This is a genomic window from Hydrogenophaga taeniospiralis CCUG 15921, from assembly GCF_001592305.1.
Taxonomy (GTDB): Bacteria; Pseudomonadota; Gammaproteobacteria; order Burkholderiales; family Burkholderiaceae_C; genus Hydrogenophaga; species Hydrogenophaga taeniospiralis.
The window spans coordinates 584641-602990 of record NZ_BCWR01000001.1; the positions used below are offsets into that span (position 1 = coordinate 584641).

19 protein-coding genes are annotated in these 18350 nt (G+C 67.9%); 13 read left to right on the top strand and 6 right to left on the bottom strand.

What is annotated here, in order from left to right; translation table 11 throughout:
• Positions 1-76: 76 nt before the first annotated feature.
• A complete protein-coding gene (locus HTA01S_RS02670; RefSeq protein WP_084235786.1) occupies positions 77-2032 on the top strand; it encodes a potassium transporter Kup in 1956 nt (651 codons plus the stop codon).
• A gap of 96 nt (positions 2033-2128) precedes the next feature.
• The gene (locus tag HTA01S_RS02675; RefSeq protein WP_068166996.1) at positions 2129-3022 is read left to right on the top strand and encodes a DMT family transporter; all 894 of its coding nucleotides are present in this window, start codon (positions 2129-2131) and stop codon (positions 3020-3022) included.
• 8 nt (positions 3023-3030) lie between these two features.
• On the opposite strand, the gene HTA01S_RS02680 is transcribed toward HTA01S_RS02675, so the two are convergent.
• Complete coding sequence (locus HTA01S_RS02680; RefSeq protein WP_068166997.1) at positions 3031-4071, bottom strand: DnaJ domain-containing protein; 1041 nt, start codon at positions 4069-4071, stop codon at positions 3031-3033.
• A gap of 117 nt (positions 4072-4188) precedes the next feature.
• Between HTA01S_RS02680 and HTA01S_RS02685 the strand changes: the two genes are divergently transcribed.
• The 6 genes from HTA01S_RS02685 to HTA01S_RS02710 all read left to right on the top strand — a co-directional run bounded on the left by HTA01S_RS02685 (position 4189) and on the right by HTA01S_RS02710 (position 9439).
• Positions 4189-4872, top strand: coding sequence for a TetR/AcrR family transcriptional regulator (locus tag HTA01S_RS02685; RefSeq protein WP_068166998.1), 684 nt, complete (start codon positions 4189-4191; stop codon positions 4870-4872).
• A gap of 99 nt (positions 4873-4971) precedes the next feature.
• Positions 4972-5517 carry a TRAP transporter small permease gene (locus tag HTA01S_RS02690; RefSeq protein WP_245637972.1) on the top strand — a complete coding sequence of 182 codons (546 nt, stop codon included), beginning with the start codon at positions 4972-4974 and terminating at the stop codon, positions 5515-5517.
• 14 nt (positions 5518-5531) lie between these two features.
• Positions 5532-6812 carry a TRAP transporter large permease subunit gene (locus HTA01S_RS02695; protein ID WP_068166999.1) on the top strand — a complete coding sequence of 427 codons (1281 nt, stop codon included), beginning with the start codon at positions 5532-5534 and terminating at the stop codon, positions 6810-6812.
• A gap of 94 nt (positions 6813-6906) precedes the next feature.
• Positions 6907-7905: a TRAP transporter substrate-binding protein gene (locus HTA01S_RS02700; protein WP_068167134.1), complete on the top strand. Its 999-nt coding sequence runs from the start codon at positions 6907-6909 to the stop codon at positions 7903-7905.
• Between the two features lie 98 nt (positions 7906-8003).
• Complete coding sequence (aroQ, locus tag HTA01S_RS02705) at positions 8004-8480, top strand: type II 3-dehydroquinate dehydratase (RefSeq protein WP_068167000.1); 477 nt, start codon at positions 8004-8006, stop codon at positions 8478-8480.
• A gap of 125 nt (positions 8481-8605) precedes the next feature.
• Positions 8606-9439, top strand: a complete 834-nt coding sequence (locus HTA01S_RS02710) for a shikimate dehydrogenase family protein (protein WP_068167135.1) — start codon at positions 8606-8608, stop codon at positions 9437-9439.
• Here the strand turns inward: HTA01S_RS02710 and HTA01S_RS02715 are convergent.
• Positions 9433-10290 (bottom strand): hypothetical protein, encoded by an 858-nt coding sequence (locus tag HTA01S_RS02715; RefSeq protein WP_068167001.1) that lies wholly within the window; start codon positions 10288-10290, stop codon positions 9433-9435. The genes HTA01S_RS02710 and HTA01S_RS02715 overlap by 7 nt on opposite strands.
• Before the next feature lie 220 nt (positions 10291-10510).
• On the opposite strand from HTA01S_RS02715, the gene HTA01S_RS02720 reads away from it, so the two are divergent.
• On the top strand, positions 10511-11563 hold the full coding sequence (locus tag HTA01S_RS02720; protein WP_068167002.1) for a DMT family transporter: 1053 nt from the start codon (positions 10511-10513) through the stop codon (positions 11561-11563).
• A gap of 154 nt (positions 11564-11717) precedes the next feature.
• Here HTA01S_RS02720 and HTA01S_RS02725 read toward each other — a convergent pair whose 3' ends face one another.
• Complete coding sequence (locus HTA01S_RS02725; RefSeq protein WP_068167003.1) at positions 11718-12608, bottom strand: LysR family transcriptional regulator; 891 nt, start codon at positions 12606-12608, stop codon at positions 11718-11720.
• 124 nt (positions 12609-12732) lie between these two features.
• Here HTA01S_RS02725 and HTA01S_RS02730 point away from each other — a divergent pair, with 124 nt between their 5' ends.
• The 3 genes from HTA01S_RS02730 to HTA01S_RS02740 are packed head-to-tail and all read left to right on the top strand — an operon-like array spanning position 12733 to position 14568.
• Positions 12733-13599 carry an MBL fold metallo-hydrolase gene (locus tag HTA01S_RS02730; RefSeq protein WP_068167004.1) on the top strand — a complete coding sequence of 289 codons (867 nt, stop codon included), beginning with the start codon at positions 12733-12735 and terminating at the stop codon, positions 13597-13599.
• 12 nt (positions 13600-13611) lie between these two features.
• Entirely contained in the window at positions 13612-14259 is a 648-nt protein-coding gene (locus tag HTA01S_RS02735; RefSeq protein ID WP_068167005.1) for a DsbA family protein, read from the top strand.
• 57 nt (positions 14260-14316) lie between these two features.
• Positions 14317-14568 (top strand): hypothetical protein, encoded by a 252-nt coding sequence (locus HTA01S_RS02740; protein WP_068167006.1) that lies wholly within the window; start codon positions 14317-14319, stop codon positions 14566-14568.
• Positions 14569-14601: 33 nt separating this feature from the next.
• On the opposite strand, the gene HTA01S_RS02745 is transcribed toward HTA01S_RS02740, so the two are convergent.
• The 3 genes from HTA01S_RS02745 to HTA01S_RS02755 form a co-directional block, all read right to left on the bottom strand.
• Positions 14602-15315, bottom strand: coding sequence for a YebC/PmpR family DNA-binding transcriptional regulator (locus HTA01S_RS02745; RefSeq protein WP_068167007.1), 714 nt, complete (start codon positions 15313-15315; stop codon positions 14602-14604).
• An 85-nt stretch (positions 15316-15400) separates the two neighbouring features.
• Positions 15401-16315, bottom strand: coding sequence for a sugar phosphate isomerase/epimerase family protein (locus HTA01S_RS02750; RefSeq protein ID WP_068167008.1), 915 nt, complete (start codon positions 16313-16315; stop codon positions 15401-15403).
• A gap of 105 nt (positions 16316-16420) precedes the next feature.
• The gene (locus HTA01S_RS02755; protein ID WP_068167009.1) at positions 16421-17344 is read right to left on the bottom strand and encodes a 4-hydroxyphenylpyruvate dioxygenase; all 924 of its coding nucleotides are present in this window, start codon (positions 17342-17344) and stop codon (positions 16421-16423) included.
• Between the two features lie 220 nt (positions 17345-17564).
• Between HTA01S_RS02755 and HTA01S_RS02760 the strand changes: the two genes are divergently transcribed.
• Positions 17565-18350 carry an IclR family transcriptional regulator domain-containing protein gene (locus tag HTA01S_RS02760; protein ID WP_068167010.1) on the top strand — a complete coding sequence of 262 codons (786 nt, stop codon included), beginning with the start codon at positions 17565-17567 and terminating at the stop codon, positions 18348-18350.

The window sequence follows — 18350 nt, forward strand, 5'->3', positions numbered from 1 at the left end:
CCCGGGGAACGCCGCACTTATGCGATCCTGATGCGCGCTGCGCCATCGTCAAGGCTTCTGAACCACGGACGCCTTCATGACGACATCCACAGCCCCCACCGCCGAGGCCAGCCCGCAGCGGCTTGACGAACCCGCCGAAACCAGCGGCCCCAGCGGCTCCGCCGCCACACGCAAACACGGCCTGGCCGCGCTCACCCTGGGCGCCATCGGCGTGGTGTACGGCGACATCGGCACCAGCCCGCTCTACACCATCAAGGAAATCTTTGCGCCACACACCGGCGTGCCGCTGGACGCGGTGCACCTGGTGGGCGCGGTCTCGGTGATCTTCTGGGCGCTGATGCTGGTGGTCACGCTCAAGTACGTGATCCTGATCCTGCGCGCCGACAACCACGGCGAAGGTGGTGGCCTAGCGCTCACCGCGCTGGCGGCCAAGGCCGTGCAGAGCCGCCCCGCCCTGCGCGGCGGCCTGCTGCTGCTGGGCATGTTTGGCGCCACGCTGTTTTATGGCGACAGCGTGATCACCCCGGCCATTTCGGTGCTGGGCGCCATGGAAGGGCTGGAACTGGTCACGCCCGCGCTCAAGTCCTATGTGGTGCCCTTCACGCTGGCGATTCTGGTGGGCCTGTTCCTGATCCAGCGCCGGGGCACGGCCTTCGTGGGCCGGTTCTTCGGCCCCATCATCGTGCTGTGGTTCGTGGTGCTGGGCTTCACCGGCTTGCTGCAGATCGCGCAGCAGCCGACCATATTGACCGCGCTCAACCCGGTGCACGCCTACGAGTTCCTGGCCAGCCGCGGCTGGCACCTGTTCGCCGCCGTGGGCGCCATCGTGCTGGCCATCACCGGCGCCGAAGCGCTGTACGCCGACATGGGGCACTTCGGCCGGCGGCCGATCCAGCTGGCCTGGACCTTCGTGGTCTTCCCCGGCCTGATGCTGAACTACCTGGGCCAGGGCGCGCTGCTGATGAGCGACCCCACGGCCATCCAGAACCCGTTCTACCGCATGTTCCCCGACGCCTGGGTGCTGCCCGCGCTGGTGCTGGCCACGCTGGCGGCCATCATCGCTTCGCAGGCCGTGATCTCGGGCGCCTATTCCATGACCAAGCAGGCCATCCTGCTGGGTTTCCTGCCGCGCATGACGGTGCGCTACACCTCGGCGCGCGAGATCGGTCAGATCTACATGCCCGCCGTCAACTGGGCGCTGCTGGCCGGCGTGGTGGCGGTGGTGCTGTTTTTCGGCAGCTCGTCGGCGCTGGCCAGCGCCTACGGCATCGCCGTGACGCTGACCATGATGATCACCACCGTGCTCACCTTTTTCGTGGTGCGCGACGGCTGGCGCCTGCCCGCGCCGCTGGCCATCGGCGCCACCGCTTTCTTTCTGGCGGTGGACGCGCTGCTGGTGGCGGGCTGCGCCATCAAGTTCCTGGACGGCGGCTGGTTCCCGCTGGCGCTGGGCCTGCTGATCTTCGTGGTGATGAGCACCTGGCTGCGCGGGCGGGCCTTGCTCATGCAGAGCCTGCGCAGCGACGGCCTGGAGCTGCTGCCCTTCATCGAAGCGCTGGACCCGCGCAGCATGAACCGCGCGGAGCGCACCGCGATCTACGCCGTGGCCGACCCGAGCACCGTGCCGCAGGCCTTGCTGCACAACCTGAAGCACAACCAGGTGCTGCACGAGCGCAACGTGATTCTGACGGTGGTGTTCCACGACGTGCCCTGGGTGCCGATGGAGCGGCGGCTGGACATCGCGCCGCTGGGCCACGGTTTCTGGCGCATCACGGTGAACTTCGGTTTCATGAACACGCCCGACGTGCCCAAGGCGCTGGAGCTGGCCCAGGCCCAGGGCCTGCCGATCCCGCTGTTTGAAACCACCTATTTCCTGAGCCGGGAAACGGTGGTACCCACGCCCGGCGCGGGCATGGCCGGCTGGCGCGAACACCTGTTCGCCACCATGAGCCAGAACGCCGGTGGCGTGGTGGAGTTCTTCCGCCTGCCGGGCAACGCGGTGGTGGAGCTGGGCACGCGGGTGCAGATCTGACGGCCCGCGGTGACGGGCGCCGGGCATGCGCGGCGCCTGTCACCTCTGCGCCGCAGCGGACACCCCGGCCGCGCGAAGCCCCGCACAATAGCCCCGGTGCAAACCCGCCACTTCGCCCAACTCATCGGCCTGTCCGCGCTCTGGGGCGCTTCCTTCCTGTTCCTGCGCATCGCCAGCCCGCTGCTCGGGCCGCTGGTGCTTGCGGGCGGGCGCGTGGGGCTGGCAACGCTCACGCTGGCGCTCATCATGCGGTGGCGCAACCACCATTGGCCCTGGCAACACGCGCGCGAGCTGCTGGTGCTCGGCGTGCTCTCGGTGGCGCTGCCCTTCCTGCTCTACGCCTGGGCCGCGCTGCGCCTGCCCGCCGGCTACAGCGCCCTGCTCAACACCACCGCCGTGCTGTTCGGCACGCTGGCCTCGGCCTGGTTCAAGGAAGACACCCTCACCGCGCGCAAGCTGCTGGGCTGCCTGTGCGGTTTCGCGGGCGTGGCCCTGATCGTGCGGCTCGGGCCGGTGCAGCCCGACGCGGCGACCCTGGCCGCGGCGCTGGCCTGCATCACGGCGGCGGCCTGCTACGGTTTTTCCACACCGCTCATGAAACGCGCCACCACGCGCATGCAGCCCCTGGCGATCGCGGCGGGCATCCACCTGGCTTCACTGGTGCTGGTATTGCCCGGCGCGCTGTGGACGCTGCCGCAGGCGCGGTTCACGCCCACGGCCCTGGGCGCGGTGCTGGTGCTGGGCGTGATCACCTCGGGCCTGGCGTACTGGGTGCACCTGCGCATCATCCGCCACGTGTCGCCCGTGGCGGCCATGAGCCCGGCTTTCATGATCCCGGTGTTCGGCGTCACCTGGGGCCACCTCTTCCTGGGCGAAACGGTCTCGCCCGGCATCTTCGCCGGTGCTGCGCTGGTGCTGCTGGCGACCGCGCTGGTGACGGGGTTCAACCCGCTGCGCCGCAGTGGCGTGCCGGAGGGGCCTGCGCCCTGAGCCCGTGTTTACCGCCGGGAACGCAGCGTGTCGTAGGCCTCGCTCACGCGCTTGAACGCGTTTTCGGCGAGCTTGTGCACCAGCGGCGGCACATGGCCGAGGCGGTCCGGGTGGTATTGCTGCAGCAGCGTGCGCCGCGCGCGCTCCACGGCGTCCCAGGGGCTGTTCTCTTCCAGGCCCAGCACGGCCCAGGGTGAGGCTTCGGCGCTACCGTCCGGCCCGGCTTCTCGGTCATGGCCATCGTCGCCGGTGGCGCTCTCGGCCTCGGGCGCCTCGATGCGTTGCACCAGGCACACCGAGGCCTGCCAATGCACCGCGTACTCGGTCTGGCAGGTCGGGCAGCTCACTTCGCCTGGGCTGTCCAACAGGGGAATGCGCAGGCGCTTCTGGCAACACACACAACGCAGGATGGGCGGTTGCGGTGCGGCGGCTTGCGGCGTGGCGCTGGCGTCGGCCACGGCGCCCAGCACGGCCCGCAGGCGCTCGGTCTTCGACAACGCCCGGCAGCCCAGTTCCATGCGCAGCGCCTCGCCCACCGCCGCGTTGCCGCCGTGCCGTTGGTGCAGCGCGGCCAGCTCGTCCACGCTCAGCGCCTGCAGGGGTCGCAGACGGTTGCCCGGGGGCAGCAGCACCAGCTCGGCCGGCTCGGTGTCCAGCAACTGGCGCGCATGCCAGATGTCCTCGCCCGTCAGCGGCATCGACGCCAGGGCCTCGGCCGGGTCAACCAGCCCCGCCAGCATTTCGATGGTCAGGGGCGGCAAGTCCAGAAACGTGGCGCAGGCCTGCGCCATGTCGTCGTCCAGCGATTCGATGGGCCGAAAACCGATGCGCAGCTGGCTCAGGCTCCAGTAGCTCACCCCCATGGCGGCGGCCAGTTCGCTCAGCGACAGATCCCGTTCCTCCGCGCACTGCAGCAGCGCGGCGATCAGCAGGCCGCCGGGGCGCTTGATCCCGTCCGGGTCGATCCGCCCGCTCCAGCGCTCGGGTGGGCCCTCGACGGAGGGCTTCGAAAATGCCGACGCAAAGGCGTGAGCGGTGGCTGAGGGCATGGCGTGGGGCCGTCCGGGCAGGACGGCAGGCTGAAGACAAGGGCGGATCGTAAGGGCAAACCCGTATACGCCGCGGTTACCCCATGTTTTCGGGTCGCCGACCCTATACTGCCCAAAATGAACGAACCAGTACATTTCAGCCGGCAAGGCCTTCGTGCGAAGCCGCTCGCGGCCAAGGCGCCTACGCGCACCAACGACCCCGAGCGGACCATGGCCAACATCCTCGAAGTGGCCATGGCGGAGTTCGCTGAAAAGGGCCTGGCGGGCGCGCGCATCGACGAGATCGCCGCCGCCACGCACACCAGCAAGCGCATGATCTACTACTACTTCGAGAGCAAGGAAGGCCTGTATCTGGCTGTGCTCGAAGAGGCCTACAGGCGCATGCGCGAGATCGAGAGTGAGCAGCAACTGGACGATCTGGAGCCCGAGGCGGCCTTGCGCCGGCTGGTGGAGTTCACCTTCGACCACCACGCCAGCCACGAGGACTACATCCGCCTGGTGATCTCGGAAAACATGAACCGCGGGCAGTTCCTCGCGCAGAGCAAGAGCATCCAGCAACTCAACGTGCCGGCCATCTCGGCCATCCACCGGCTTTACGAGCGCGGCGTGGCCGGCGGGGTTTTCCGGCCCGGCCTGGACCCGATCGACATCCATGCCTCCATCTCGGCCCTGACGTTCTTCAACGTCTCCAACCGCCACACCTTCGGCTTGATCTTCAAGCGCGACCTGACCGCGCCCGACGTCAAGGCCCAGCGCCGCGCCAGCATCGTCGACATGGTGCTGCGTTTCGTCAGGCAGTAACCCCCCGCGCCGCCTTCGGCGTCACCTCGGGTAATCCCTCGTGCCAGAAAACTAACCAGTTCGTACATTACTGGAAAACGCCATGCAGGAGACACGCCCTTGATCCAGAAACTCATCCACACCTACTGCCGCCTGCTGGGCTGGCTGATGGTGGCCGCGCTGGCACTCATGGTGGTCATGGTGTTTGGCAACGTGGTGGCGCGCTACGGCTTCAACTCCGGCATCACCGAGTCCGAAGAGCTGTCGCGCTGGCTGTTCATCTGGTTGATCTTTCTCGGCGCCACCGTAGCGGTGCACGAACGCGCCCACATGGGCACCGACTTGCTCATCAACCACCTGCCGGCCCCGCTGCAGAAGCTGGCGCTGGTGATCGGCTACGTGCTCATGCTGTTCGTCACCTGGCTGATGTTCTCGGGCAGTGTGGCGCAGACGCGCATCAACTGGAGCGTCGAGGCCCCGGTAACCGGCCTGTCCATGGCCTGGATCTTTGCCGCAGGCGTGGTGTTTTCCGTGTCCACCGCCGTGATGCTGGCGCTGGACCTGTGGAAGGTGCTCACCGGCCAGCTCACCCTGGCCCAGATGCAGCTGCCCTCGGGCCTGGAGCCCACCGAGGCCGACATCGCCGCCCACCCGAACCAGAACTGAGCGACGCAGACGCCATGACCATCGCCATCTTTCTCGGTGCCCTGATCGGCGCCATCGCCCTGGGCATCCCCATCGCCTACGCGCTGCTGCTCTCGGGCACCGCCCTGATGTGGCACCTGGACCTGTTCGACGCGCAGATCCTGGCGCAGAACGTGCTCGAAGGCGCCAACAGCTTCCCCCTGCTGGCCGTGCCCTTTTTCATGCTGGCCGGTGAAATCATGAACGTGGGCGGGCTGTCGCGGCGCATCGTGAACCTGGCGCTCTCGCTGGTGGGCCATGTGCAGGGCGGCCTGGGCTTCGTGACCATCCTGGCCGCAGTCATGATGGCCTCGCTTTCGGGCTCGGCCGTGGCCGACACCGCCGCGCTCGCAGCGCTGCTGCTGCCCATGATGGTGAAGGCCGGCCACGACAAGGGCCGCTCGGGCGGCCTGATCGCTTCGGCCGGCATCATCGCGCCGGTGATCCCGCCCTCGATCCCCTTCGTGATCTTCGGCGTGGCGGCCAACGTGTCCATCGGCAAGCTGTTCCTGGCCGGCATCGTGCCGGGCGTGATGATGGGCGCGGCCATTGCCATCACCTGGTGGATCGTGGCGCGCCGCGAAGGCGCCAAAACGCCGCCCAAGGCCTCACGCGCCGAGCAGTTCAAGGCGCTGCGCGAATCGACCTGGGCGCTGGTGCTGCCGGTGATCGTGCTGGTGGGTTTGAAGATGGGGGTGTTCACGCCCACCGAGGCCGCCGTGGTTGCCGCCGTCTACGCGCTCTTCGTCTCGACCATGATCTACCGCGAACTGAGGCTCAGGCAGCTCTACGCGGTGTTCGTCGGTGCGGCCAAGACCACCGCAGTCATCATGTTCCTGGTCGCCGCGGCCGCCGTCAGCGCCTGGCTGATCACCGTGGCCCAGCTGCCCGACCAGCTCATCGAACTGCTGCAGCCCTTCCTGGACCGCCCCACCCTGCTGCTGGTGATCATCATGCTCATGATCCTGCTGATCGGCATGGCGATGGACCTCACACCCACCATCCTGATCCTGGCCCCGGTGCTGATGCCGGTGGTGAAGGCCGCGGGCATCGATCCGGTGTATTTCGGCGTGCTGTTCGTGATGAACGGCGCCATCGGCCTGACCACGCCGCCCGTGGGCACGGTGCTCAACGTGGTGGCCGGCGTGGGCCGCATGAAGATCGACCAGGTGGCCAAGGGCGTGCTGCCCTTCATGTGCGCCCAGATCATCGTGCTGTTCCTGTTGGTCTTTTTCCCCGAGATCGTCATGACACCGCTGCGCTGGTTCTATGCCTGATCCCGTTGTTCAACGCCGCTGCGGTGTGATGGGCACGCCCTCGCAGCGGTTCCGATTCCTGGCGTCCCGTTTGATCGATCTGGAGACAACCACCATGAAACGCGCATTCATCAAGACCGTTCTGGCCACCGTGGCCCTGGCCGCCGTGGGCGTCGCCTCGGCCCAGGAGCGGACCATCAAGTTCGCCAACCAGAACAGCAAGGGCCACCCCGTCGTGATGGGCATGGAGAAATTTGCCGAGCTGGTGGAAGCCAAGTCCGGCGGCAAGATGAAGGTCCGCGTGTTCCCCGGCGGCACGCTGGGCAGCGACCAGGCCAACGTCTCGGCGCTCCAGGGCGGCACGCTGGAGATGGCGTCCATGAACTCGGGCATCTTCGCCAGCCTGTCCAAGGAATTCGCCATCTACGACTTCCCCTTCATGTTCGCCACGCCCCAGGAAGCCGACGCCGTGGTCGACGGCCCCTTCGGCCAGAAGCTGCACGCCAAGCTGGCCGACAAGGGCATCGTCGGCCTGGGCTATTACGAGCTGGGTTTCCGCAACATCACCAACGGCAAACGCCCAATCAACAAGGTGGAAGACCTCGAAGGCCTGAAGCTGCGCGTGATCCCGAACCCTATCAACGTGGACTGGGTCAAGGCCCTGGGCGCCAACCCCACGCCCCTGCCCTTCCCCGAGCTCTACGCCGCGCTGGAGCAGAAGGCGATCGACGGCCAGGAAAACCCGGTCGCCACGATCAACTCGGCCAAGATGTACGAGGTGCAGAAGCACCTGGTGCTGAGCAACCACCAGTACAACCCGCAGTCGGTGGTGATCAGCAAGAAGTTCTGGGAAAAGCTCACCCCCGCCGAGCAGAAGATCATCCAGGACGCCACCGCCGAATCCGCCAAATACCAGCGCGAACAATCGCGCAGCCAGGCCGCCGGCATCCTGGAAAATTTGAAGAAGAACGGCATGCAGGTGACCGAACTGCCGGCCGCGGAAATGGCCAAGCTGCGCGCCAGGATGGAGCCTGTGACCGCCAAGTACGCCGACTCCGTGGGCGCCGACACGCTCAAGGACGTGCAGGCCGAACTGGCCAAGCTGCGCAAGTGACCTGAGGCAAGCGCACGGCTCCTGCGTGGGCCGTGCGCCTCAGGCGGCGGCGCTTGTGGTCGAATCCAGCTGTCGATCCACCCTTGAACCCTTCTGCCATGAAAAAGATCCTGATCCTCAACGGCCCCAACCTCAACCTGCTCGGCACGCGCGAACCCGCGCAGTACGGCTACACCACCCTGGCCGACGTGGAGGCGTTCTGCAAGGCGCACGGCACCCAGATCGGCTACGAAGTGGAATGCCTGCAGAGCAACTGGGAAGGCGCGCTGCTGGACAAGATCCACGAGTACGGCCAGCTCTACAAGGAAGGCAAGGCCCTGGGTGTGGTGATCAACCCCGGCGCGCTGACGCACACCTCCGTTGCACTGCACGACGCCATCAAGGGTGTGGAGCCGCTGCCGGTGATCGAGTGCCACATCTCCAACGTGCACGCCCGCGAGGCGTTCCGCCACCACTCCTGGGTGTCGCCCGCGGCGGCCGGCATCGTGGTCGGTTTCGGGGTGGACGGTTACCTGATCGCCATGGACGGCCTGGTGCGCAAATTCGTCAACTCGGCGGCCACCCGAAGGCCCTGACCCCATTCATTCCCCCGCCCAGCCAGCCGCCAGGGATCGTCGCGGAACCGGCTCTGCCGGGCCGCTGACGACGCCCCTTTGAGGGGGTCGCGCGCAGCGCGGCGGGGGTGACTCTCGCCCTCATCATGATCAACGGCCACACCGAACTCATCGCCCACATCGGCTACCCGACCCACACCTTCAAGTCGCCGATGATCTACAACCCCTACTTCGAGCATGCGGGCGTGAACGCCGTGGTCGTGCCCATGGGTTGCCGGCCGGCCGACTACCCCGTGTTCCTGAAGTCGGTCTTCACGCTCACCAACATCCGTGGCGCGCTCATCACCATGCCGCACAAGGTGGTGACGGTGGGCCTGCTCGACGAGGTCACACCCAACGTGACCGTGGCCGGCGCCTGCAATGCCGTCAGGCGCCTGGAAGACGGCCGCCTGCTGGGCGACATGTTCGACGGCGCGGGCTTCGTGCGCGGTGTGATGCGCAAGGGCCTGGCGCTGGACGGCGCTCGTGTGCTGGTGGTGGGCAGCGGCGGCGTGGGTTGCGCCATCGCCGCGTCGCTGGCGGGCGCGGGCATCGGCGCCATCACCCTGTTCGACGTGAACACCGCCTCGGCCGAGGCCCTGGGCCAGCGTCTCCAGGCCGCCTACCCGGCCATCGAGGTAACCACCGGCCACAACGACCCGGCCGGCTTCGACCTGGTGGTCAACGCCACACCCCTGGGCATGAAGGACGGCGACCCGCTGCCGCTGGACGTGTCGCGCCTGGACGCGCGCACCTTCGTGGGCGAAGTGGTCATGAAGACCGAGATGACCGCCTTCCTCGCCGCGGCCCAGGCGCGCGGCTGCCGCGTGCAGGTCGGGACCGACATGCTGTTCGAGCAGATCCCCGCCTACCTGGAGTTCTTCGGCCTGCCCACCGCCAGCGCCGATCTGCTGCGCTCGCTGGCCCGCCTGAGCTACTGAACGCGCTCGGGGAAGTCGCAGCGCTCGTCGAGCACGCGTGCGGCCATGCGCGGCAGCAGCCCGGCGATGAAGACCTCGCCAACCCAGCGGCGCACGTCCGGATCGGCCAGGCTGGCGCCGGCGTGCAGCGTGAGGCTGCTGAACGCGCCAATGCCCACGTCCAGCGTCAGGCAGGCCGGCATGGGCGAGGCGGCGGCCGGGCCTTCGGGCAGGCCCGTGGTTTCCAGCTGCACCGCGCTCAGGAAACGCTCGAAATAGCCCACCGTGCCCTGGCGCCAGACCTCGGCGAGGTAGAAGTTCCAGTCGCCCTGGTCTTCGGTCACGAAACCCCAGGCGAACTCGTGCACCTGCTCGGGCGGCTGCTCGAGCACACCGATCTGCCGCACGTCTTCCCGCGCGCCGTACTCGGCGTACATCGGCCCCGGCCCGCTGGCCTGCGCGAGCACGAAGCGCTGCACCTCCAGCGGGTCGGGCACGAACAGCGGCTCGGGCTCCGTCCAGGGCCGCTGCACGCGGGCGAGCAGGCGTTCGGTGACGGCGTTGCTCTTCTGGGCCTGGATGCACCGGTCCATGAACGTGCTGCGGCCTTCCTTGGTCGAGATCAGGGCCACGATCTCGTCAAAGGCCGCGTCGTCCGCCAGAGGGCCGTCTTCGCGCATGCGCAGCACGATATCGAGCATGGCGTTGCGCGTGATGTGTTCGATGGTGTAGGCCATGTCCCCACCCTCGAAGTCGTTCATCGACTGCTTGATCCAGGCCATGGTTTCCAGGTGCGTGAGGCCCTGCGGCGCCCGGGGCATGTCGTTGAACAACGCCCGCAGCACCCGCACCGTGTCCAAATCGCTCGCCATGTGTTCTCCGTTGGTGAAATGAAGGCCCCGCGCGCCCGTGCGAAACACCACCCAAGGCGACGGCCATCCGCAAGCATAGTGCGGACCGGGCGCCGCGCCCAGCAGCAGAATTCACGGACACACCCTCTTTTCGCCATGGCCCCGGGGTCCGCACCGGTCCAGACACCGGCGATATGCTCAAGGCCACCCCGCACCACCCACGTCCCAGGAGAACCCGCCCATGACCCACGCGCCGCCCTCGCCCGCGCTCCGCGGCGGCCTGCTCGCGCTGCTGGCGGCCGCGCTGTTCGGGCTGAGCACCCCGCTGGTGCAGCGCTTCGGGCTCGGCATGGGCCCCTTCACCACCGCGGCGCTGCTCTATGCCGGCGCCGCGCTGGTGGCGGGGCTGCTGCGCCGGCCGGCAACGCGGGAGGCGCAGCTCCAGCGCGCCGACCTGCCCCGGCTGCTGGCCATGGCTGGCATGGGTGCCGTGATCGGGCCCGTGGCCCTGGCCTGGGGCCTGCAGCGCACCAGCGGCTCCAGCGCGTCGCTGATGCTCACGCTGGAAGCGGTGTTCACGGCCATCCTGGCCTGGCGCTGGTACGGCGAAACGCTGGACCGGCGGGTGGCGGCCGCGGTGGCGCTGCTGCTGGCGGGCGGAGTGGCCCTGGTGTTCGAGCAGGGGCTGATCGGCCAGGTCCAACTGCTGGGTCTGCTGGCCGTGACGGCCGCCACCGTGGCCTGGGGCGTGGACAACACCCTCTCGCGCGGGGTGGCCGAGCGCGACCCCGGGCAGGTGGTGCTCGTGAAGGCGGTGCTGGGCAGTGTGGCCACGGCGGTCATCGCCACGCTCTGGGGCGAGCCCCGGCCCGGCGGGCTCGCGGCCGCGGCCCTGCTGGCCGTGGGCGCCACCGGCTACGGCCTGAGCCTGCGCTTCTACCTGCTGGCCCAGCGCGCGTTCGGCGCGGCCCGCACCGGTTCGGTCTTTGCGTTTGCGCCGTTCATCGGGGCCCTGGGCGCGTTTGCGCTGGGCGACCGCTCCGCCTCGTGGCTGATGGCGCTGGGCGGCTTCCTGATGGTCTGCGGCGTGGTTCTGCACCTGGCCGAGCGCCACGAACACGGGCACGAGCACGGTGAACTGGAGCACGAACACGCCCACACGCACGACGACGGCCACCACACCCACCGCCACGACGTGATGCCCGACGGCCCCCACAGCCACTGGCACCACCACAGCCCCATGGGCCATGCGCATCCGCACGTGCCGGATGCACACCACACGCACAAGCATTAACCCCCCCGCAGCGCTTCGCGCTACCCCCCCCAGGGGGCACACCAGCCGTCCGGCAAAGCCGGCCCGGCGGTGTCCTTGGCTGAGCCGCTTCGTGCGTTGCGGATCGTGCGCCGGCGTGGTGGGCCAGCTCGGATGGCCCCTGCTGCGCTTGGCGTTACCAGGGCACGCTGGCGAAGCGCTGCACCAGAAAGTCCAGCAGGGCCCGCACCGCAGGTGACAAATGCCTGCGTGAGGGATACAGCGCGTGGATGGCCATGTCGGGCGGCTGCCAGTCCGGCAGCACCGCCCGCAGGCGCCCGTCGGCCAGGTGGGGGTTGGCCAGGTAGGTGGGCTGCAGGGCCACGCCGCCGCCCGCCAGGGCGGCCTGCAGCAAGGCGGTGGCCTCGTTGGCGCTGAGCTGGCTGCGCACGCCGACCTGGCAACGCTCGTCGCCCCGGCGCAGCATCCAGGTGCTCTTGCCGAAATTGGCAAAACTCAGGCAGCGGTGAGTTTCCAGATCGGCCGGGGCCTGGGGCACACCGTGCTCGGCCAGATAGGCGGGCGACGCCACCAGCACCGAAGCGCAGGGCGCCAGCACGCGGCCGATCAGCGCAGGGTCGGGCTCGGCGCTGATGCGGATGGCCAGGTCGATGCGCGCCTCCACCAGGTTGAGCGCGCCCTCGCTGGCGTTCAGGTCGATCTTGAGCTGCGGGTGCAACTTCAGGAAATCGGCCAGTGCGGCGGCCAGTTGCGCGTAGGCGAAGGAGATGCTGCAGGTGACGCGCAGTTGCCCGCGCAGCGCCGTGTCGTGGCGGCTGGTTTCCTGCTCCACGTCGTCCATCAGCGCCAGCATTTGCTGGCTGCGGCGCAGGCAGGTCTCGCCCGCGTCGGTGAGCGTGACGCTGCGGGTGGTGCGCTGCAGCAGGCGCGCGCCCAGCCACTGCTCCAGCGCGCCCACATGGCGCGTGACCATGGCGCGCGACATCTCCAGCTTGTCGGCCGTGGCGCTGAAGCTGCCGCTCTCGGCCACCGCCACAAACACGCGCATGGCGGTCAACCGGTCCATGATTTGCTCTGTTTTTGAAACATATATGGCCGGATTATGCGATTTATCTGCTCGGATATTGAAACTACAGTTCGTTCCAGCGCTGCAAAGTGCCCCTTATCTACACAACCAACAGGAGCCTTCCATGATCCGCACCACCGTCATCGCCGCCTCGCTGGCCATCGCCTTCACCAGCGCCCAGGCCGCCCAGCCGCTGACCGTCAAGGTCTACAACGCCGCCGGCGCCAGCTTCAACGTCAACTCGACGCTGGTCTACGGCGAAAAAGAAGCCATGGTGATCGACGCCGGCTTCACCCGCGCCGACGCCCTGCGCATCGCTGCCAACGTGCTCGACAGCGGCAAGCAGCTCACCACCATCTACGTGAGCCAGGCCGACCCGGACTACTACTTCGGCGTCGAAACCCTGAAGGAAATCTTCCCCCAGGCCGACGTGGTGAGCACGCCCGCCGTGCTGGAAAAACTCAACGCCAAGATGGCGGGCAAGGTGGCGTTCTGGGGCCCCAAGATGGGCGCCAACGCACCGCGCAAACCCGTGGCGCCGCGCGCGCTGGAAGGCAACAGCCTGAAGCTGGAAGGGCAGACCATTGAAATCCGCGGCACGCAAGGCCTGCTGGCCCACCGCCCCTACGCCTGGATCCCGTCGATCAAGGCCGTGGTGGGTGACATCGGTGTCTTCGGCAACATGCACGTCTGGACCGCCGACACGCAAAGCACCGCCGAGCGCGCCGCCTGGGTGGCCCAGCTGGACGAGATGGCCGCGCTCAAGCCCGAGCTGGTGGTGCCCGGCCACATGAAGGCCGGCTCCGCCGTGGACGCCAGCGCCATTGCCTTCACCAAGGACTACCTGCAGACCTTCGAGAAGAACCTGGCCGCGAGCAAGAGCAGCGCCGAGCTGATCGACGCCATGAAGAAGGCCTACCCGCAGGTGACGGATGGCGCCTTGTCGCTGGACATCGGCGCCAAGGTCAACAAGGGCGAAATGAAGTGGTAAGGAGATAAAGCCATGAGCACCACCGTCACCTATCTGTTCGATCCCCTGTGCGGCTGGTGCTATGGCGCTTCGCCCGTGGTCCAGAAGCTGGGACAGCAAAGCGCCTTCACGCTGGAACTGGCGCCCACGGGCCTGTTTGCCGGCGGCGGCCGCACCATGGACGCGGACTTTGCCGCTTATGCCTGGTCCAACGACCTGCGCATCGCCAAGCTCACCGGCCAGCGCTTCACCGAGGCCTACCGCCAGAACGTGCTGGGCCGTCACGGCAGCCGCTTTGATTCGGCCACCGCGACGCTGGCCCTGGCGGCCGTGGCGCTGACCGAGCCTGCGCGCGAGCTGGAAACGCTGAAGGTCTTGCAGGAAGCCCGCTACGTGCAAGGGCTGGACACCTGCGATACGACCGTGGTGGGCCAACTGCTGCGCGACCAGGGCCTGACCGATGCGGCCCACCGCCTGGCGGCAGCCGACGCCGAGCTACTGGCCGCCAACGCGGCGCGCATCGGCCAGGCGCAAGCCTTGATGCGGACCTTCGGCGTGCAGGGCGTGCCCGCGCTGGTGGTCACGGACGCCCACGGACGCCGGCTGTTGCGCGGCAACGCCCTGTACGGCGACGTTGACCAGCTGCTGGGCGATATTGCGGGCGCCTGGGCGTCGCAGTAAAAAAGGGGGCCGTGCCATGGAATGGTTTCAGGCACGACCGATCCGAAGGAGCTTTCGATGACCCCTCTTCATGAAGTCCTGGTTCTGACGCGTTCGGGGCGCTGGGACGAGGCCCACAACCTCGTGCAAAACGAGGATTCGCCGCTGGGCGCCTGGCTGCACGGCATTCTGCACACCCAGGAAGGCGATCTGGAAGATGCCGAGTACTGGTACGGCCAGGCCAACCGGCATTTCCGCCAACGCGGGACCCTGGACGAAGAACTCGCACGCTTCGAGGCCGAGCTGCAGAAAACCACGAACACGTCCTGAACCGGGTGGCCCCGGCGCCCCGCCTTCGATCGCTCAGCCGCCCAGGCCGGCAAAGACGTTCTGCACGTCTTCGTTGTCGTCCAGCGCGGCCAGAAAGGCTTCCACTTCTTCCAGCGCCTCGGCGCTCAGGCTGGCGGGGTCGATGGGGTTCTTGGGCTTGTAGCCCAGTTTGCTCGACAACACGGTGAAGCCCTGCGAGGGCAGCGCGCGGCTCACGAGGTCGAGGTCCGTCGGGTCGGTCAGGAAGACGGTGATGCCCTCTTCGTCCGCGGGTTCGAAGTCCTGCGCGCCGGCCTCGATGGCGGCCACTTCGGCGTCGGCACCCGCGGCGGCGGGTTCGGCTTCGATGATGCCGACGTGGTCAAAGTCCCACGACACCGAGCCGCTGGTGCCGAGCTGGCCCTTGCGGAACAGCACACGCATGTCGGACGCGGCGCGGTTCACGTTGTCGGTCAGGCACTCCACCATCACCGGCACGCGGTGCGGCGCAAAGCCTTCGTAGATCACGTGTTCGAAGTGAACGGCCTCACCGGTCAGGCCGGCACCCTTCTTGATCGCGCGGTCCAGCGTGTCCTTGGGCATGGAGACCTTGCGAGCCTGCTCCACCACCAGGCGCAACCGGGCATTGGCCGCCGGGTCGGCGCCGTGGCGCGCGGCGATCATGATGTCCTTGGCGAGTTTGCCGAAAAGGCGGCCCTTGGCGTTGGCCGCCAGATCCTTGTGTTTCGCTTTCCACTGCGCGCCCATGGGAGTTCCTTGTGTGTTGTGGCTGACGGGGGTCCACGAGTTTAGTGGACGGCCCCTGGCACGACACCGCCGGCGCGACGAACGCTCAGCCCCCGACCGACTTCAAGCGCATCTGGTTGGGCAGCGGCACCGAGCGACGCAGCACGTCTTCGGCCAGCCACAGGGCCGAGCGGCGGCCACGTTCGGCCACCATGGGCAGCGGCATCTGCTGGTAGTCGTCGTTGAACACTTCGAAGCTGTAGTCGCCCGCGTAGCCCAGGCGGTCGAGCTTCTGCACCAGGTCCACCAGCTGTTCGCTGTGCACACCTTCGCCGGGGAACACCCGGAAGGTGCGCGCGGTGGCCATGCGCTCCGCAAAGGTCTTGGTCTCCTGCCACATGAAGTCGGCCAGTTGCACGAGGAAGATCTTGCTCGGGTCGAGGTAGTCGATCTCTTCCAGGCTGGTCTTGGCCGCGAAGATGTGGAAGGAGTCCAGGCCCAGCCCGAGGTTGGGGCAGTCGGCACGGCAGACCACGTCCCAGGCGGTGGTGAATTCGTTGACGGTGCGGCCCCAGGACAGGCCTTCGTAGGCGATCCGGATGCCCAGCGGCAGCGCCAGCATGGCGAGCTTGCGCAGGTCGCGCGCGAGGTGGTCCAGGTCCTGGCTGGCGTGGGTGGAGGTGGACGAGCAGGCCAGCAGCACCTTGCAGTCCAGCGCGGCGCACATCTCCAGCATGGCCTTGGCGATGTCGATCTTGTAGTGGTGCAGGTGGCCGCTGAGGCCTTCGAAGTCGCGCAGCACCTGAAAGCCGGTGCCGCGCAGGCCGCTGTCTTTCACGGCCTGCACCGCGGCCTGCATGCCGCCGGGGTGGCCGTTGATGTCGTTGGCCTTGAGCATGACCTGCGAGAAGCCCGCCGCCTTCATGGCCGCGAGCTTGGCTTCGAGCGGGCCGGCCAGGGTGATGGTGTCCATGCCGAAACCGCTGATGGCTTCGACGATGGCGCTGTGTTTCGGCTTCATGGCTGGTCCTCCGTGCGGCGCGCTGCGATGGTCATTCGAGTACCTTCGCCCAGCGGGCTGCGGTGCGAGCCTGCTTGGGAACGGCCCGGCGCGGTGCTCATGCGGTCAGGCCCCGGCACGTTGTTCGCTGTGCACCAACTCGAACACCACCGAACCCAGGTAGGTCTTGGTGATGGCGCCGCGCTGCTCGGTGTGCGCGGCCTGGGTTTCGACGAATTCCACGCCCAGCGCACGCAGCGCCTTCACGGCGGCCAGCACATCGGGCACGCCCAGGCCGATGCGCTGCAAGCGCTCGTCCGCATCCACCACGTTGATCTCGGGTTCGATCAGCTGCAGCATGAAGAGCCGGCTGGCGTCCAGCGAGGGGGTGCGCAGCAGCGTGCCTTTGGGCATGATGCCGAAGCGCTGTTCGTCGGGAATCAGTTCGGTGCCGAAGAGCTCGCGGTAGAACTCGATCCAGTCGTTGCTGCGCTCGGGGCCGATGTACTGCACGATGCCGAAGAAGTGGATACCGGCGGTGGCCGGCGGGTGCTGGTCCACCGTGGGGATGGGCACGAAGTCCACGTCGTAGATCGAGAACTCCTTGTAGCGGTCCACGAAATAGATGCGGCTGCCCCCCGCGCCGTGGATGGCCGGAATGTTGAGCTCCATCACCTCGGCGTGCGTGGGCACCGCCCAGGCACCGCGCTCGAGCACGTAGTGGTAGGCGGCGCGGGCGTCGCGCACGCGCAGCGCCATGGCCGAGATCGACGGCACCTCGCTGCCGTGGGTGGCGCCCTGGGCATCGCTGGGGTGGGCGTTGACGACGATGTTCAGATCGCCCTGGCGGTACAGCAGCACCTCGCGCGAGCGGTGGCGAGCCACCGGGCGAAAGCCCATCATCTCCAGCACCTGGCCCAGCGCCTGGGGCTTGGCCGTGGCGTATTCGATGAACTCGATGCCGTCCAGGCCCAGCGGGTTGGCGGCGTCGCTGAACGAAGCCTGCAAGGGCTCGCGGTCGGCCGCGGCGTTGAGCAGCAGATCACTCATGTGTGTGTCTCCATCGGGTGAGCGCCAGGCCATGCATCAAGGGGCCAGCGGGCGCAGCATCGGGCGGGGTCACCCGTTGCCACACTGTAGGAGGGCACATGGGTTTTGACCTGCGCGCGGCCCATTGAACTGATCGATAATCGATCAGTTTCGTTCGATCATCGATCGATACAAGGGTTTTCACTCATTCGCACCCGACCCCCCTGCGAGCGCCACACCCATGCCCGATCCAACCGTTTCGACCACCCCCCGGCTGGAGCCACGCGACTGGATCGCCGGCCTCGAAAAGGGCCTGTCGGTCATCGAAGCCTTCGACGACCAGCACCCACGCCTGACGGCGAGCCAGGCCGGCGCCCGCTGCGGTCTTACCCGGACCGCCGCGCGCCGCTATCTGCTCACGCTCGCGCACCTGGGCTATGTGGGCACCGACGGCAAGCTGTTCTGGCTCACACCGCGCATCCTGCGCCTGGGCCACGCCTACCTGGAATCGGCGCGGCTGCCGCGGCTGGTGCAACCCTTTCTGCAGCGCATCGCGGGCGGCACGCAGGAAATCGCCTACCTCGGCGTGCTCGACGGCGACGACGCGGTCTACATCGCGCGCAGCGGTGCGCACCGGCACATGAACACCGGCTACATGCTGGGTTCGCGCATCCAGGCGCAACTGTCGACCGCGGGGGTGGCGATCCTGGCGGGCATGGGCGAAGCGGCCTCCGACGCCTGGCTCGCCACCCGCGAGCTGCAGGCTTTCACGCCCTACACCATCTCCAGCAAGGAGCAGTTGCGCAGCGAGTTGCAGCGCTTTCGCCGGCAGGGCTGGGCGGTGCTGGAGCAACAACTGGAACTGAACGCCCGGGGCATCGCCGTGCCGCTGCTGGACCGCAACAACGCCGTGCTGGGCGCCATCAGCATCACCATGCCGATCAACCAGGAAGGCAGTGAAGACGCGATCAAGCGCGTGCTGCCGGTGCTGCAGGAGGCGGCGCGGGCACTGCGCGCATTGATGTAG